Below are 16,333 nucleotides of genomic sequence, written 5' to 3'. Positions count from 1 at the left end.
GGGAGGACTTTTAAAATATAAAAAAAATGAAAAAAATTCGTAATTTATTCCCTATATACTTTTTATCCGTAATTTTATTTTCTTGTACGGATGTAATTGACATTGATGTTGAAGAAGGAGTTTCTCAACTTTCGGTTGATGCCCTTGTCAATAATAAGCCTGAGACACAAACTATCAAGCTAACCTTGACTCAAGGTTACTTTGATAATTCGGCTATCAAGCCTGCTCTTGGTGCTACGGTATTTGTGTTTGACCAAGATAGTGTTGCTTATGAATTTAAAGATTTGAAAAAGGATGGTGTTTATATCTACGATGCGAAGAACAAACCTTTGAATAAAATAGGCAAGCAGTATGCACTTTATATTAATTATGGTGGTGAAGAGTATATTTCGGTTTCTAAACTCAATCGTGTACCTAAGATTGATTCAATTAATTATGAAGTTGAGCGGCTTCCTGTAAAACCAGAAAATGGTCCACAAGAAGGTTTTCTGCCACAATTCTACGCTAAAGATTTTGAAGGAGAAGGAGATTGTTATTGGGTAAAAGCGGCAAAGAATAATAAGTATTTTTCAAAGGCCACCGAAATTCAAGTTGCTTACGATGCAGGATTTAGTCCGGGTTCAAAAACGGATGGACTTTTGTTTATTTTGCCTATTCGCACATCAGTTGCCCGAGAATTGTACTCTGATAAAGATACCTTGAAAGTTGACCTTTATTCGATTACAAAAGAGCAGTTTTACTATTTGCAGTTTGTTCAGCAAGTTTCGCAAGATGGTAGTTTGTTTTCTACGCCTTTGGCAAATATTCCAACGAATATCATTAACAGAAATTCTAATTCTTCCAAAAAGGCTGTTGGTTTCTTTGGAATTTCGGCCGTTAGTTCAATGCAGACAATTATTGATAAAAATAAGGCAAAGCCTAAGAAGTAAAATATTCAGCTTTCCCTTCGGCTTCGCTCAGGGAACGACACTAACTTTATTTAGTGTAGAGGAAATTCAGACTAAAACAAATTCTTCCAAGTGCCTTTTATGTAATTGTATTTTAAGGTACTTGGAAGTGCTTTCCAAAAGTATTTATTGATTTCTACCGAGAAAGATGGCTGCATATAGCAGTTAATTACACACCCTTCGCATTCTTTCAGTTTACCTTCTAGAGCAACAATTTCTTGCACTTCGTTTGATTTGTACAAATCAAAAAGGTTTCCTTTTATCTCAAAATCTTTTGTTCCGAGATGGTAACAGGGCAGAACTAATTTGTTTTCTGGCGAAATTACTATTGTACTTGAAGCAGCTCGACAGACTGGGTTTTCTACACGATTTCCGCCATTTTTTCGGAGGTCGATAAACGCTTCATTCAAATACACATTTTTCTGTTTTCCCCACCACAAAAGTTTTTGCAAACTCACTTCCGAAAGGTTTTCCCCGGTTTCTACTGAGTTATAGTTGAAAACTGGATTGAGAATTAAGACTAAATCATTGGGTTGAGTGATTTCATTCCACACCCGCTCAATCTTATCCACATTTTGTTCAAATACTGTGAATAGAATATCTGGTCTTTCTTTATTTTTTTTCGCTATTTGTATAGAATCGAGTATTTTATCGAAACATTTTACACCTCTTGATTGATTATGTTCTTCCTCATCGGGTGAGTCGAGGGAGAAGTGAAGCATATCAATTTTGCCTTTTAGGCGGTCGGCATACTTTGGATAGAGTAAACAGTTTGTGGTGACAGTCGTAATGAAGCCTGCTTTTTTAGCTTCTTCAAGTAGTATATCTAATTCTCGATGTAGCAGTGGCTCACCACCTGTAAAGTCTATTACTTTGACTCCGAGTCTTTTTAAGTCTTTGAGGTTTTCTCTGAAATTTTCGAGGGTAATGTAAGGAGAGGGTTTTTCCCAAATATCACAAAAACTACACGTAGCATTGCAGCGATAGGTTACGTAATAGTTACACAAAACTGGGTGTTTGATTAGCCTCATTTTTTGAGAATTTGGATAAAAGGCAAGAGACAAAAGATAATTTATTTCAAGGTAAAAATATCTTTTGTCTCTTGTCTAAAATCTTTTGTCTTCTTTATTGTAACATTTTCAATAAACTGGCGAGTTTATCTTTTAGGTCTTTTCTATCAACAATAAAATCAAGGAAACCATGTTCTAAAACAAATTCGGCAGTTTGGAAACCTTTAGGTAATTCCTTACCGATTGTTTCTTTGATTACACGTGGCCCAGCAAAACCGATGAGTGCTTCTGGCTCTGAAATATTAAAATCACCGAGCATGGCGTAGGATGCCGTTACACCACCCGTTGTTGGGTCAGTAAGTAAAGATATGTACGGAAGGCCTGCTTCAGATAGTTGGGCTAATCTCGCTGAGGTTTTTGCCATTTGCATTAACGAAAAACCTGCTTCCATCATCCTTGCACCACCTGACTTTGAAATCATCAAAAATGGCATTTTATGTTGTAAAGCATATTCGATTCCACGTGCAATTTTTTCTCCAACTACCGAACCCATCGAACCACCAATAAAACTAAAATCCATACAAGTAATTACGATGTCGAGTTCATCCATTTTACCGTAGGCAGTTCGGGCTGCATCTTTTAGACCTGATTTTTTCTCGGTTGCCCTTACTCTATCAACATAAGATTTTGTATCAGTAAATTTCAGTGGGTCACCTGAGCGAAGATTTTCGTCGAGTTCGGTGTATTCGCCTTCATCGAACAAAATTTGAAAATATGCTTCTGAGCCAATTTTCTCGTGGTAGTTGCAATTGATACACGTAAAGGCATTTAGTTTATGCTCACGGGTGTGCATCGCTTTCTTGCAATTTGGACATTGATACCAAAGCCCATCTGGGGCTTCGCGTTTCATCTCCGTCGGAGTTTGTATTCCTTTATCAGTTCTCTTAAACCAAGACATATTAGGTTATCATATTTTGAGGGGACAAAGGTAAATAAACTTGTCCGTTGATTTATTCAGTTTTATTCAAAATTTTATTTGGCCAATAATATAAAAAAGGGAGGCTTCATTTAAAACGAAGCCTCCCTTGAATCAATTTATCTAATTTTCTTATCTGGTACATACCCTTTTTTTTCTATATCATTTACAAAAAAAGTATCTTCTCTCCTACCATCTGGGTAGATTCTCATGGCTTTCCCGTGTTTGATGTTGTTTTCCACACGAGCGACCAATCTGATGTTATTATTGAAAATAAAATAACCTTTATCATCATTCATAAAACCATTTTTGTACTTACCCACATATTTATCCCCATTTTTGTAGAAAAAGGTACCATTGCCTTCATACTTACCATTTTTGAAGTTACCCACATACTTTTTCTCGCCATCGGCATAGAATTCTACGCCTCTTCCATCCCGTTTTCCGTTTCTCCATTCACCTTCGTACTTTTCTTCAGTTTTCGGATTTATCATTTTTCCAAAACCTTCGCTGCAATCTCCTTCAAAACATCCACTTTTTTTCACTGCTTCACCTGTGTTTTCCACATTTGTTGGTGCAGCCACAATAATATCTGGTCTTTTGATTGGCACTTCAGAATTGTCCACCGAGTTATCCACTTTATCCACATCACCCTGATTATCAGTGGGTTGTGGATAGGTTCGAGGCGGTTGTTGCTGTGGAACAGGTTGAGGATTTGTACGTGGAGGAATTTGTGGCTGCGGAGCTTGTTGTGTCGACTGTGATTTTGGCTGTGTGACAATACTTCCATCGCTTTTCTTTATATTTGGATAAAGCTCCTGAGCATTTTCATACCCTTTTTTTATGGCTGCTAGGCGTTTGGGTCTTGCAGGGTGAGTTCCGCCATCATAATCAGAAGTAAGTTTGTTTATTGCAGCTTGGGCATCTTTTAATGTGGCCCCCATTTGGTACATTACAAAGCCAGAGAATTCATCAGCTTCGAGTTCTTTGGCTGGGTCGCTACCTCCCTCGACAATTGTGTGTCCTTGCAAATGATGTCCGATTTCGTGGGCTAAGATACTCAATGCCCCCCAATCTGATTTTGATAAGTCGTTGGCTTTTTTCATGAATGAACCATCGTAGACTATCAATCGAGTCTGCCCTTGAATTGCTGCAAAACAGTTATCGGTATTTGGGCATTCCATTACGTAGAAGTTTCTTTTTAAGCCGCTTCTTCTTACGATTTCGTCAACTGCTTTTTCGGCTACTTCTTTTGAGCGAAAACTAAATTGACTACAAAATGCTCTTTCATTTATTTTCTGTCCGTAGTAGTTATAGCCAAAAGATTTGACTCTTTCTTCTTGTGCATTAGCCAATAACACAAATGTGGATAACACTGTGGATAATGTGCATAACTTAAAATTCATGGGGTGAATGTTTGTAAGTGATTATATGAGATAAACGAGGAAAAGTAGTTTCAATGGCAATTGGAGGAGTTTATTAACATACTTTTAACAAAAACGCCCCAAAGCAGAAAGTTTTGAGGCGTTTCAATATTATAAATGCAAAAAGGCTTAATTTATTGTATCGCCTCTTAAATTTCTGAATCTTTTGCGGGCTTCCGCTCCGAAGATTGAACCTGGGAATTTCTGTAGTATCTCACGGTATAATTCCATGGCTTTATCTTTTTGTTGGAAGTTCTCTTCGTAAATTTTTGCTTCTAAAAATAAAGCATCATCGGCCAGTATATCAAAGTTATAATTTTTACGAAGCAACTCTAAATCTTCTAATGCCTTTTCTGGTTTATTGATTTTGAGATTTGTATTTGCCCTCAACCACAAAATATCATCGGCCAATGAATGAGATTTATATTTTTCAAAAATTTGGTCAAGTGCCGCCATTGCTTCGGCGTTTCTATTTTGAAAAAGTAGTAAGTCAACTTTGGCGTATTCTTGCATAGCAACTTCAGAAGTATCAAGTCCGATGTTATCTTGAATCAACAAACTTAACTGCATTGCATCATTGGCGATTTCTCGTGTGGTGGCTTTTTTCAGAATATCCAATACATCTTTGGCTAAATCAAACTCACCATTGTAATAATGCAACTTGGCATTTTTGAGTTTAGCCTCTTGTCCAAGTTGGTCCTCCTTCTGAGATTTCTCTACTTGTGAATAAAGTAAAGTTGCTTCCCACGGTTCGTTTTTCAACACATAAATATCACCTAAATCTAATTTGCATTTATCTCTGAAAGCGTTGTCAGAGCCAGCAATCATGATGGCCGTTTCAAGAACGGTAATCGCAGTATCTCTTTCGTTTAAATAAAAAGCGTAAAGTTGAGCCGTATTTCTGAGGGCTTCCATTGTTTTTACATTTCGGCCTAAATCAGAAAATAATCCTTGATAATCTTTTATTAATGAACGTATGTCGGCGATGCTCACAGGATAAGTCGTTTTTACGACCTCTTCTTTGCAAAACAAAGCATTGCGTCTGGCATAAGCGTAATATTGTCCTTGTGGGTATTCTTTCATCACGTACTCGTACATCTGAATTGCACTTTTGTAATCTTTGTTCACTAAGGCAGTCTGTGCTAATTCAAAAACTCTTTGGCCTTCTTGTTTTAGGCGGCGGTCTAAGGCTCTTGTTTGAATGAAGGCTTTCGTAAACTCCTTCTGCTGGATTAAATGCCAGATAAGTATGTCAGTGTAGTACTGCTCGGTCGGGAACTTCTGTACCTTGCTGTAAAGTGCTTTCTCGAGCATGTCTATCTCTGCTTCGGTTTTTAGGTTATCTTGGAATGTTGCTTTTACATAATCTTGGTTACTTTCGGCCAAACCATATTTTAGCATCTCTTCAATCATTGGTTCTTTTTGACCGTTGTATAGATATGCCCTTGCCATTAGGATTGCATACTTATTTTCGTCTTTGGCAATCTCACGTCCTTTTTTCAATAACTGAATTACGAGCTCAGTTTTTGAATTGCGGTATAACAAATCTTGTAGCTCGTAGATTGTCCCTTCTGTTCGTGCAGCAAGGTCTATCAAAGTTTCCATTTCTTTTTGAGCCTCTTCAAACTTTCCCGTCATTTCGAGCAAATTGGTGTAATCTGAGCGAAAGACGATTCCTGTCAAATCATTACTTCTAATTTGACGTTTCAAATACTTTTCAGCTTCATCAAAATTTTTCAGTTTAAACAAACACTGAATATAATTTTGATGAATCAATCGAATGTTATTTTTATCTTTTGCAATTTTTTGAAAAATGTCTTTGGCTTTTTCGTACTCCCCTTGTTTGAAGTATTCGTTTGCCAATTCGATGTCTTGACCCTTGGCCAACCAATGAATTGAAAAGAATAGAATTATCAATAAATACCGTTTCATAGTTTCCTAAAAAAAAGAAATAAAATATATTTTTAATTACTGTTTTAAATTGTTAGGGCTGTTGATATGTGTATAAACTTTTATTGTTGACAATGTTATAAATGTGAATGTATATAACTAATTGCTTTTTCCACAGCTTTATTATTTTAATTAACACTTATATTATTGATTATCAATTCTAATACCATTTATTGACATTGGCCTTAAATATTTTTTGTTTATTACTTAATGTTATTTCCACAGTATGTGTCCACGTTAATTAACATCATGTGAATTGAGGATAACCCTACACTTTTACCAGATTTCCACTTCTTTTTTATTCTTTCCACTTTTCGAGAGAGTTTCCCACATGGCTTTCAACGTATCAATTCACATTATTGATATACTTTCCACACGCTTGTCCACAAAATTTCTTGGATATTTTTTATTTTGAATTGACCTTTTCAGTACTCGTTTATTTTGTGTTGATATTTCATTTATTTTATGACTAATCCACGTACCTCAAAGTTTGCTTTTAGCCTTATTGGTTCTTCATAAAATTGCACTTCTTCGGGCTGAATATTCTTTTCTACATTACCAGTATCCCAATACCCATTTTCGTTTTCGTCTTTAATTATTCTCAGCAAGTAAATACCCGGCTTTACATTGATGAACAAAAATTTATCTTTGGCAGTCTGTTCTGCTATTACTTCGTATTTATCATTTATGATCTGAATTATCTTAGTTGTTTTCTTTTCTTCAAAGCTTCCTTCTATTAGTCCATAATTCTCAGATTTTATAATTGGGTATCTTAAATTTTGTTTATCGCTCGAATCTCCTTTGATGTTTATAAATACTCCCCTACCCATTTCTATCTTTATTTCTCGTTCTGCTTTTATCTCTTTATTGATAATAAGTTTAGTTTTGGATTTATTCCACGTGAAGTTTGATGTTTCGAGTTTCTCTTCTCTAATAGTATCTGACAATATTTTAAACTTGTTCATATCAAAGTTTAGAATAGGAGTATCAAAGCTTATTTCGTATTTTACTTTCTTGTCAAGTTCTTCTCCTGCTTTTGGTTTTACAGTTAAAGTTAGATACTCTCTTTTTTCCTTTTTCTTTTTCTCAGCGTCTCTAAACTTTATCTTTTGTAAATATGTCAAAGTATTTCCACTTGAATCAGCCACTGTAATATTTACTTTTAATGTATCTGTTCGCTGTGTTGAATTATAAAATTTTAATTCTTTTCCTTCACCATAATACGGAATACTATCATTTTTGTTTTCAAATTTTACTTCAAACGATTTTATATTTTTATCATATAGTATAGTATAGTCTTCTGCTCTTGGCAATACTTTTTGGTTTTTCGGTTTCTCGTTATTGGAGTTTGCCATGAGTATGTTTATTCCACTTAAATTTTTGTTTAAATTTATCGTGTCATTTCTAAATCCTATGGCTTCTGTTTTTGTATCATATTTCAAATTGCTATTCTTATCCATAAAGGCATAAATTCGATACTTTCCACTTTTTAAGTTTTCAAACTGATAGTTTCCTGCTGAATCTGTTTTTATGAAATAATCAGGTTTGGTCTTTTTGAGGTCTAATGAATCTTGAAGTTTGTATAAAGCAACGTGAGCTTCTAAAATAGGTTGATTGCTTAAAAGTCCTTTTACATTTCCTCCTATTTTTAATGAATCAATACTACGTCCCGTACTGAACACTAATTTTAGGTTTCGAGATTCATTTCGCTCGTTTAAATCTTTTATACCTTTTCTAAAATTAAGCGTATAGGTTGTACTATCTTTAAAAGCTTTATCAAATTTTAGAATCACAGTATTTGACTTCGAACGAATATCATAGGTACCTTCTGCCTCTGGTATGATTAAAAGTTCTTGTCTTAAACTTGTTACATCCACCAATTCATCAAATTCTAAACTAATCGTTTTTTCTTTATAATTTTTCTGTTCTGCCTTTGGAATCGAACTAATAAGTTTTGGAGGAGTTTCATCCTTTTTTCCTCCTGTTGGTGGAACAAACTGAGCACAACCAATTAATAACTTACAACCAGTTATCAGAACTACACATTTAAAAATTCTACTTTTAATCATTTTATGTTTTTATTTTTTTAGTAAAAATAAAACCCTCAATGATTAGTTGAGGGTAATTAAGAAACTTTAATTTTTGTTTATCTGCCGAGATGAATCATTATTACTGAAATATCGGCTGGTGAAACTCCACTTATTCTTGATGCCTGACCGAGTGTTTGTGGTTTTATCTTTTTAAGTTTTTGTCTTGCTTCAATGGATATTGATAATAGCTTTTCATAATCAAAATTTGGATTAATATTTAGGTCTTCCAAACGAGACATTTTTTCTGCCATCAATAATTCCTTCTCTATATAGCTTTCATACTTAATATGTATTACTGCTTGTTCAATTACCTCATCATCATATTGACTTAGAAAATCTTTCATATCATTATCTAGTAAACGAATATTTTCTATTTCTATTTCTGGACGCTTTAGAATACTGTAGAAAGATGACTTCTCTCTTAATACAGATGAACCGATTTGTTCGAGATAATTATTGGCGTTATCAGGTGTAATCTTTCTTGTTTTAATTTCCTCTACAATTTTTGCTGCTTCATCTTTTTTGAAATTCATTCTTTCTAAACGTGCCTCAGAAGCTAACCCTAAATCATAACCTTTTTGGGTTAGACGAATATCTGCATTGTCTTGTCGTAGTAAAGTTCTGAACTCTGCTCTTGATGTAAACATTCTGTATGGCTCATCTGTACCTTTGTTTACTAAGTCGTCAATTAGTACTCCGATATATGCTTCATTTCTTTTTAGAATAAAGTCACCTTTTTCATGGACTTTATTGTGGGCATTTATTCCTGCTATCAATCCTTGGCAAGCTGCTTCCTCGTATCCTGTAGTTCCATTTATTTGTCCAGCAAAATATAAGTTCTCAATTAATTGAGTTTCAAGTGTAAGTTTTAATTGTGTCGGTGGAAAGAAGTCATATTCGATTGCATAGCCTGGTCTGAACATTTTTACATTTTCAAAACCTTTTATTTTTGTTAACGCCTCGTATTGTATTTCTTCTGGCAATGATGTAGAAAAACCATTGATGTACATTTCCACTGTATTCCATCCTTCTGGCTCTACAAATATTTGGTGGTGGTCTTTATCCGCAAATCTATTAATCTTATCTTCCACCGAAGGGCAATACCTTGGGCCAAGTCCTTTTATCCTGCCACTAAACATTGGTGACTTATCAAATCCTTTTCTCAGTACTTCGTGAACTTTTTCGTTCGTATATGTCACAAAGCAGCTTCTTTGTTTTGTGAGTTTTGGAGTATCTGTATAGGAGAATTTTTCTGGGTTTTCGTCACCCTTTTGTTCTTCCATCAAATCCCAGTTTAATGAACGGCCATCAATACGAGGTGGAGTTCCTGTTTTCATTCGTCCTGACTCAAACCCTAATTCAATTAATTGCTCAGTTATTCCGTGTGCTGCTTTTTCTCCAGTCCTTCCACCGCCGAAGTTTTTCTCTCCGATGTGTATCTTTCCATTAAGAAATGTTCCATTAGTTAGTACAACCGATTTGCCTTTTATTTCGATTCCCATTCCTGTACGAACTCCTACTACCCTATTGTTTTTAATTACCAAGCCCTCAATCATCTCTTGCCAAAAATCAAGGTTCGGGATATTTTCCATCGTATCTCTCCATTCTTGAGCAAACATCATTCTATCGCTCTGACATCTTGGGCTCCACATTGCTGGCCCTTTAGAACGATTAAGCATTCTGAACTGAATCATTGTCTTATCACTAATGATTCCTGATTGACCACCTAAAGCATCTATTTCACGAACTATTTGTCCTTTTGCTACGCCGCCCATCGCAGGGTTACATGACATCTGTGCAATGGTGTGCATATTCATTGTTACTAATAAAACAGACGACCCCATATTGGCAGCGGCGGAGGCTGCTTCACATCCTGCATGGCCTGCTCCAACAACTATTACATCGTATTCTTTGAACATTGCTTTTTTATTTATGTTTCCACGTGAAACGTTTGTGTTTTTGTGAATTACTCTGTTTCACGTGAAACGTGAGTTTTTTAACTTTATGTTTTGGAGGAATTTCTTCCGATGATTTGAGTAAAAATAAATCGAAATAATATTGGCTATAAAAAGGATTCTAAAAACTTCTTTATTGGTGCTAAAAATAAAACCATTATAAGACTAACATATGCAAGATTTTATAAGTCAACAAAAAAGGGACGCATTTAGTGCGTCCCTGCAAATTTACTAAGAAAAACGTTTACTTGATTTTTCTAAAATAATTATCCGTTTGTTTCTTGTAGAATGGTGTATAATTAGGCGGAACTGTACGAATTAATTCAACTTGCTTTTGTTTCTCTTGTAAGAATTTTTCCATAGATGGAGGAGATTGGCGATTAAACTGTTGTGCAACCTTTGATTGACGTGTAGGGTCTTCTTCTTGCTGTTGAACTGCTTTCTCGGCTTCGAGCAATCTTGTTTGTATATCACGAGAGCGTTTAATCAAATCAGGGTTTATTCGTTTGTTTACCAAATCTGTCTCATTCTCGTCCATTTTCTTTTCAAGTTCTTTTAATTCATTACCAAGTTTCTTGCCAACATCAGTACCTTTCAACTCTTCTTGCATTTGCTGGATACGTTTTCTGAGTTCGGCTTGTTCTTGAGCAAGCCTAGCTGCTTCTTCTGACATTCCTCTACTTCCTTGGCTTGACTTACCCATTTTCTCCATACGTTTATTAATCTCATCTTGCTTATCACCCATCGACATTGGAGAAGGCTTTTGTCCCTTTTTTCCTTTTTTTCCACTACCTGGCATTGCATTGGCCATCATTTGTTGCATTTGGCTAAAGGTATCGCTTAGCATTAGAGCAAGGTTATTGATAGAAGTCATAGAAAACTGTTGTTTGGCAGATGCAACATTCAATTTACGTTCTTTAATAAACTTTACGCTTTCATCCATTGAATTACGCATGGATGTTACTTCTTTTGTAATAAAAGACTGAATTTGAAGAACTCGCTTGGCCAGTGAATATAAACTATCCTCAATCATTTTGGCATCGTCTTGAATCTTTAATTGGTCTTGTGAGAGTTTTACGAAGCGAGGGTCGGCTACATTCATGTTACGGAAGTCTTTCATGATCTTCTCTTGGTCAAATGAAAGCCTGACGAGATTTTCAAGAATAGCTCTTAAAGCATCCATATCTTCATCCATTTCTTTCATTTCTTGAGACTGCATCGTCTCTTTCATTTTCTGAGCCATTTTCTTCATTTTTGAAGCAGCTTTCTTTTGGCTCTTAGATGCAGCACCACTTTGCTTTTGGTCGAGTTGTTCTTCTGAATTTTCTTGTTCTTCAGACACCTCTTCTTGCTCTTCTTTCTGTTCATCGAATTCTTTCTTGAGTTCTTTGCTCAATTTTTCGATGTCTTTCATTTGTTCTTTTTTATCTTCAAACTCTTTCGAGAGCTTTTCTTGCTCTTTTTTCAGTTCTTCATTCTTAGCATCTTTTTGCTGTTGATTTTGCTCTTTCTCATTTTTCTGAGATTCGTCACCCAATTTATCTTGTTTCTCGGCAAGTTTCTCCAATTCATTAGCAGTTTTCTCAACCTTTTGTTGCATTTGGAGTTGTTTGAAAAGTTTAAGCGTACGGTCAATGTCTTTATCCATATTACGCTCTTGGTTTTTTAGCTTTTCGAGTTGCTCAACAGTTTTCTCATCTAAACCTTTTTCCATCATTTTTTTCAACTCTTCATACATTTTGTTGGTTTCGTCGTTCATGATTTCTTCCATCAACTTTTTGAGTTGGTCCATTTTTTTCTGGAGTTCAGGAGATTGTTGCTGAAAACGGTTGGTTTTCTCTTGCATCTTTTCAAACTGCTCTTGCATGGCTTTCATTTCAGACATTAACTCGTCACGCTTTTTAAGCAATTCTTCTAATTGTTTTTTCTCTTGAAAATCTAAGTCTTTTTTACTCTTTAGTTTATTCTCTAAGTTATTGAGGTCATTCTTTAATTTCTTAGACTTCTCATTGAGTTTCTCAAGCATATTTTCGGTCTTCTCAGTGGCTTTTTCTACTTCGGCGTCATAATTCTTGGCCGATGGAAGAGCAAAGGTCAGAACGGGCGTTTTTGTGCTTTTGGAACCATTTACACCATCATTGTCCCATACCTGTAAGAAGTATTCAACTTTCTCTCCAGGATTGAGTTTTAAATCATTTAAAGGAAACTGATAATAGAAACTTTGAGAGATTTGAGTTTTATTAAAAGCCACATCAACCGAAGTAAATGCAGGTGCTTGGTTTTGAGCAATATCACGCACAGGACGATAGAAAAGCTTGAATTGAGCCAAACCATAATCATCGTTAATGTTTCCACCTAAAACTATATAATTGAATAGCGTAGTATCACGGATTTGTTCGAGTTGAATCTGTGGATATTTATCAGGAATGACATTTATATAGAAATCAATGTTTTCACGATTAGCACTAAACTGGTTTTTAAGCTGAATTTTGTACGAAGATGAATTTTTCAAGCGTCGAACATAAGAGAAATTATCTCCAAAACCATCTTTTGATAAATGCTTAGGTTCGTTTTCAAATAGTAAATACAAAGAATCGGTATTAGCCGCTCTAAAGTTCCACTCAACAGTAGTTCCTTCGGGAACAACAAGGTTGCCAACATTATCAAAACTTTCGTTTGATTTATTCAAATACGAAGGATAGTTTAAGGCAACATCAAAAGATAGCAAATTTGGACGACTAATCAGCTCAAGTTCAAATTCATTTGATTTAAAACCGGATGCTAAAAAATGAAAGTCAACAGGGTTTTGAACTTTTGAAAAAGTAAATGTATAATTCTTATTATCAACAGAGTTCATTTTAAACTTACGGTCATTGGCAACTAAATAAACCGCCTCAGGAACTGCATTACCAATAAGTGTAAGGTTAAGGTTAAAATCTTCGTTTTTAACTGCTTTTAACTCATCATTTGTAATTTTAAACTTAAATGGTGCTTCTTCGGCGAAATCTTTCTGAAAATATACAATACGCTCAGTACTGCTTTTGAAAAATTTAGGCGAGACGGCCGCAATCAAAAGAATAAGTAACAAAGGAGGAATAGCATATTTCAAGTATTTCTTATTTTCATCAATCTTAATAGCATCAGCAAACTTAACAAAACGCAATTCATTAGCTTTTTGAGCAATACTTGCTTGTAATAAAGAATTGTCTTTATCAGAAATTTGAGCTAATTGAAGCGTGTTAAGTAGCCTATCCCCTATTTCTGGGAAAAACTTGCCAATTTCATTCGCAGCTTTTTCGTAAGTGAGCGGCTCGTTGAAATGAAAAAGATATAACAAAGGCTTAACTACCCACGCGAATAGTGAATAAATAACCATTCCGAGAAAACTAAAAAACAAGATTGCTCGAATGGTTGAGTTAAAACGACCGAAATATTCGACTGTATTAACTAATAAGAAGGCAGAGAATATCAAAGCCAAAGTAAATAAAGACCCTTTAATAAGTAGGTTTTTATAATACTTCCTTTTGTAATCGTCTATTTTTTCAAAAATAGTTTTTACAGATGTTGACATGTTGGTATAAAGTTTAATAAATTTTTAAAGCAAGTTTAACTCAATTGGGCAATGGTCAGACATCAATTGGTCGGGGTGGATAGCTGCACTGGCTAAACGATTTTTTAAGCTCTCGGTAGCAAAATGATAATCTATACGCCAACCTAAGTTTTTCTGCTTTGCTCCTGCCCTATATGACCACCAAGTATAATGATGTGGCTCTTGATTGAAATGTCTAAAAGTATCAACGTAACCATTATCAAGAAATTTGCCAACCCATGCCCGTTCTTCGGGTAGGAAGCCCGACGAATTTGCGTTACCCTTAGGGTTATGGATGTCAATCTCCCGATGACAGATATTTACATCACCGCTGATAATTAAATTAGGTAACTCTTTTTGAAGTTCTTGAATGTAAACCAAGAAATCATCTAAGAAAGTCATCTTCAAACTTTGACGCTCATCGCCCGATGAACCTGAAGGAAAATACATACTTAGAATAGAAAAAGTATCGAAATCGGCTCTGAGAATTCTACCTTCATCATCAAAAAGAGAGTTTCCGATTCCGTACTGAACATTGTTAGGTTTGATTTTAGACAAGATAGCAACGCCACTATAACCACGTTTTTGAGCAGGGTACCAATAACAATAATAACCAAGTTCTTCAAAGAGCGGACTTACTAATTCAGTTTCAGAAAGTTTAATTTCTTGTAAACACAAAATATCTGGGTTACTTGATTTTAACCAAGTGATAAGGCCTTTATTTATTGCTGAACGCACGCCGTTTACGTTATATGAAATAATTTTCATTTTAAAATATATAATAGTTTAATAAGGATTAGATTAAATATGTAGGCCAACTTCTTTTCTAAAATATTCAATTACAAAGTGTTTAAGTAATTTTTCTTGCGAAAGCATATCAAAATGTGGCAAAGGAGTGATTAATTTCCAATGTGGCCAGCCTTCCTCATCTCGTCCTTCAAGTTCATAATAGCCACCAAAACTTAAAACCTTACAAATTGCGATGTGCATAAGGTCTTGTTTTTGTTCTTTTGTAAAAACTTTTTTACCTTGTCCAAGTTCTTGAACGCCGATTAAAAATAAAACGCCATTTAAGTCAGTAGGTTTTTTGCCGAGGTTATTTTTTAGGAAACTTTGCAAGGTTTGCCAATTTTCTTTTAAAATATTGTCTTCTTGAGTCATATTAATTTATTTGATATACAAACTTAAACAATCACTATGAAATGGTTTAAGCATTTTTTAGATATAATCTATCCACGCAGCTGTGAAGCCTGTGGAGAAGCTCTTTTGGGCGGAGAAAATCTGATTTGTACAAATTGTATGATTGATTTGCCACGCACCAATTCACACATTCAAAGACTTGATAAAGTTTCAAATCGTTTTTGGGGTAAAATTCCAGTGACTGATACCATTACCTTTATGAAGTTTTCAAAGAAAGGAAAAGTTCAGAAACTGCTACACGAACTGAAATATAGAAATAAACCAGAGGTTGGAAGGTATCTGGGCAAAATCTACGGAGTTGATCTAAAAGCAGTGGGTTTTGATGAAAAAATTGATTTAATAATAGGTGTACCACTCCATCCAACAAAATTAATACAAAGAGGTTATAATCAAGCAGATTGCATTGCAGAGGGGCTTTCAGAGGCGTTAAATGTACCTTATGATACAAATGCAGTAAAAAGGCTTACACATACCTCAACACAGACAAAAAAGAGCCGCATAGAGCGTTTTCAGAATGTTGAAAATATATTTGAAGTAGTTGATAATGAAAAAGTTAGAAACAAAAGAATTGCAATTGTGGATGATGTGTTGACAACTGGCTCGACTATCGAATCATTGGGGATAACACTTTTAAATGCTGAAGCAAAAGAGGTTTCTGTAATAACAATTGCGGCAGCTTTCTAAAACAAAAAATCCCCTCTTTCGGGAGGGGATTTTGCTGATAATCAGTATTTTAATTATAATTTACGCTTACCTTTTGGTCCGATTGCAATCATTGCACAACGGAAACCGATAGTAGCAGTAGAAGAATCTTGGTCTAATGCACGACGTGTACCTGGTGATAACCAGTAGGCTACATCGTTCCAAGAGCCACCTTTGTATACTCTTAAATGGTTATCAACCAAAGAGTTAAAGTTTTTCTTGTCATACATACTCGCTTCGTCTAAAAACTCATTACGACGAATAGGATTTAAATCATTTACATCTTGGAATGAATTTGGACGGTAAAGGTCATAAACCCACTCATTCACATTTCCTGCCATTTGATATAAGCCAAAGTCATTCGCAGGGAACTCATAAACTTCAACAGTAATAGTTCCTTTGTCATTTTGATGACCAGCAATACCAGCATAGTCACCACGGCCACGTTTGAAGTTAGCAAGCATAGTTCCTTTGGCTTTTCCTTTGCTTT

12 protein-coding genes are annotated in these 16,333 nt (G+C 35.1%); 2 read left to right on the top strand and 10 right to left on the bottom strand.

The genetic code is table 11. The features are described 5' to 3' along the window. The first annotated feature begins 26 nt into the window (after positions 1-26). On the top strand, positions 27-929 hold the full coding sequence (locus ACOVO2_RS00925) for a DUF4249 domain-containing protein (RefSeq protein WP_421768167.1): 903 nt from the start codon (positions 27-29) through the stop codon (positions 927-929). Between the two features lie 71 nt (positions 930-1,000). Here ACOVO2_RS00925 and ACOVO2_RS00920 read toward each other — a convergent pair whose 3' ends face one another. The 9 genes from ACOVO2_RS00920 to ACOVO2_RS00880 all read right to left on the bottom strand — a co-directional run bounded on the left by ACOVO2_RS00920 (position 1,001) and on the right by ACOVO2_RS00880 (position 15,102). Next, positions 1,001-1,978 carry a radical SAM protein gene (locus tag ACOVO2_RS00920; RefSeq protein ID WP_421768166.1) on the bottom strand — a complete coding sequence of 326 codons (978 nt, stop codon included), beginning with the start codon at positions 1,976-1,978 and terminating at the stop codon, positions 1,001-1,003. Between the two features lie 94 nt (positions 1,979-2,072). Then, positions 2,073-2,915: an acetyl-CoA carboxylase, carboxyltransferase subunit beta gene (gene accD / locus ACOVO2_RS00915; protein ID WP_421768165.1), complete on the bottom strand. Its 843-nt coding sequence runs from the start codon at positions 2,913-2,915 to the stop codon at positions 2,073-2,075. 137 nt (positions 2,916-3,052) lie between these two features. After that, positions 3,053-4,339 (bottom strand): hypothetical protein, encoded by a 1,287-nt coding sequence (locus tag ACOVO2_RS00910; RefSeq protein ID WP_421768164.1) that lies wholly within the window; start codon positions 4,337-4,339, stop codon positions 3,053-3,055. 147 nt (positions 4,340-4,486) lie between these two features. Continuing rightward, a complete protein-coding gene (locus ACOVO2_RS00905; RefSeq protein WP_421768163.1) occupies positions 4,487-6,289 on the bottom strand; it encodes a tetratricopeptide repeat protein in 1,803 nt (600 codons plus the stop codon). A 476-nt stretch (positions 6,290-6,765) separates the two neighbouring features. Then, positions 6,766-8,376, bottom strand: coding sequence for an Ig-like domain-containing protein (locus tag ACOVO2_RS00900; protein ID WP_421768162.1), 1,611 nt, complete (start codon positions 8,374-8,376; stop codon positions 6,766-6,768). 77 nt (positions 8,377-8,453) lie between these two features. After that, positions 8,454-10,316, bottom strand: coding sequence for a tRNA uridine-5-carboxymethylaminomethyl(34) synthesis enzyme MnmG (mnmG, locus tag ACOVO2_RS00895; RefSeq protein ID WP_421768161.1), 1,863 nt, complete (start codon positions 10,314-10,316; stop codon positions 8,454-8,456). Positions 10,317-10,596: 280 nt separating this feature from the next. Beyond that, the gene (locus ACOVO2_RS00890; protein ID WP_421768160.1) at positions 10,597-13,923 is read right to left on the bottom strand and encodes a DUF4175 family protein; all 3,327 of its coding nucleotides are present in this window, start codon (positions 13,921-13,923) and stop codon (positions 10,597-10,599) included. A gap of 24 nt (positions 13,924-13,947) precedes the next feature. Next, positions 13,948-14,709: an exodeoxyribonuclease III gene (locus ACOVO2_RS00885; protein ID WP_421768159.1), complete on the bottom strand. Its 762-nt coding sequence runs from the start codon at positions 14,707-14,709 to the stop codon at positions 13,948-13,950. A gap of 33 nt (positions 14,710-14,742) precedes the next feature. Further along, positions 14,743-15,102 carry a hypothetical protein gene (locus ACOVO2_RS00880; protein WP_421768158.1) on the bottom strand — a complete coding sequence of 120 codons (360 nt, stop codon included), beginning with the start codon at positions 15,100-15,102 and terminating at the stop codon, positions 14,743-14,745. Between the two features lie 36 nt (positions 15,103-15,138). Here ACOVO2_RS00880 and ACOVO2_RS00875 point away from each other — a divergent pair, with 36 nt between their 5' ends. Continuing rightward, positions 15,139-15,825, top strand: a complete 687-nt coding sequence (locus tag ACOVO2_RS00875) for a ComF family protein (RefSeq protein WP_421768157.1) — start codon at positions 15,139-15,141, stop codon at positions 15,823-15,825. A 53-nt stretch (positions 15,826-15,878) separates the two neighbouring features. Here ACOVO2_RS00875 and ACOVO2_RS00870 read toward each other — a convergent pair. Further along, positions 15,879-16,333: SUMF1/EgtB/PvdO family nonheme iron enzyme (locus ACOVO2_RS00870; protein WP_421768156.1), on the bottom strand; the 455-nt coding region annotated here is incomplete at its 5' end.

The sequence above is a fragment of the Emticicia sp. genome (assembly GCF_049241225.1).
GTDB lineage: Bacteria > Bacteroidota > Bacteroidia > Cytophagales > Spirosomataceae > Emticicia.
The sequence above is the reverse complement of the archived record's forward strand: the minus strand, read 5'-3'. Positions and strand labels throughout refer to the sequence as shown.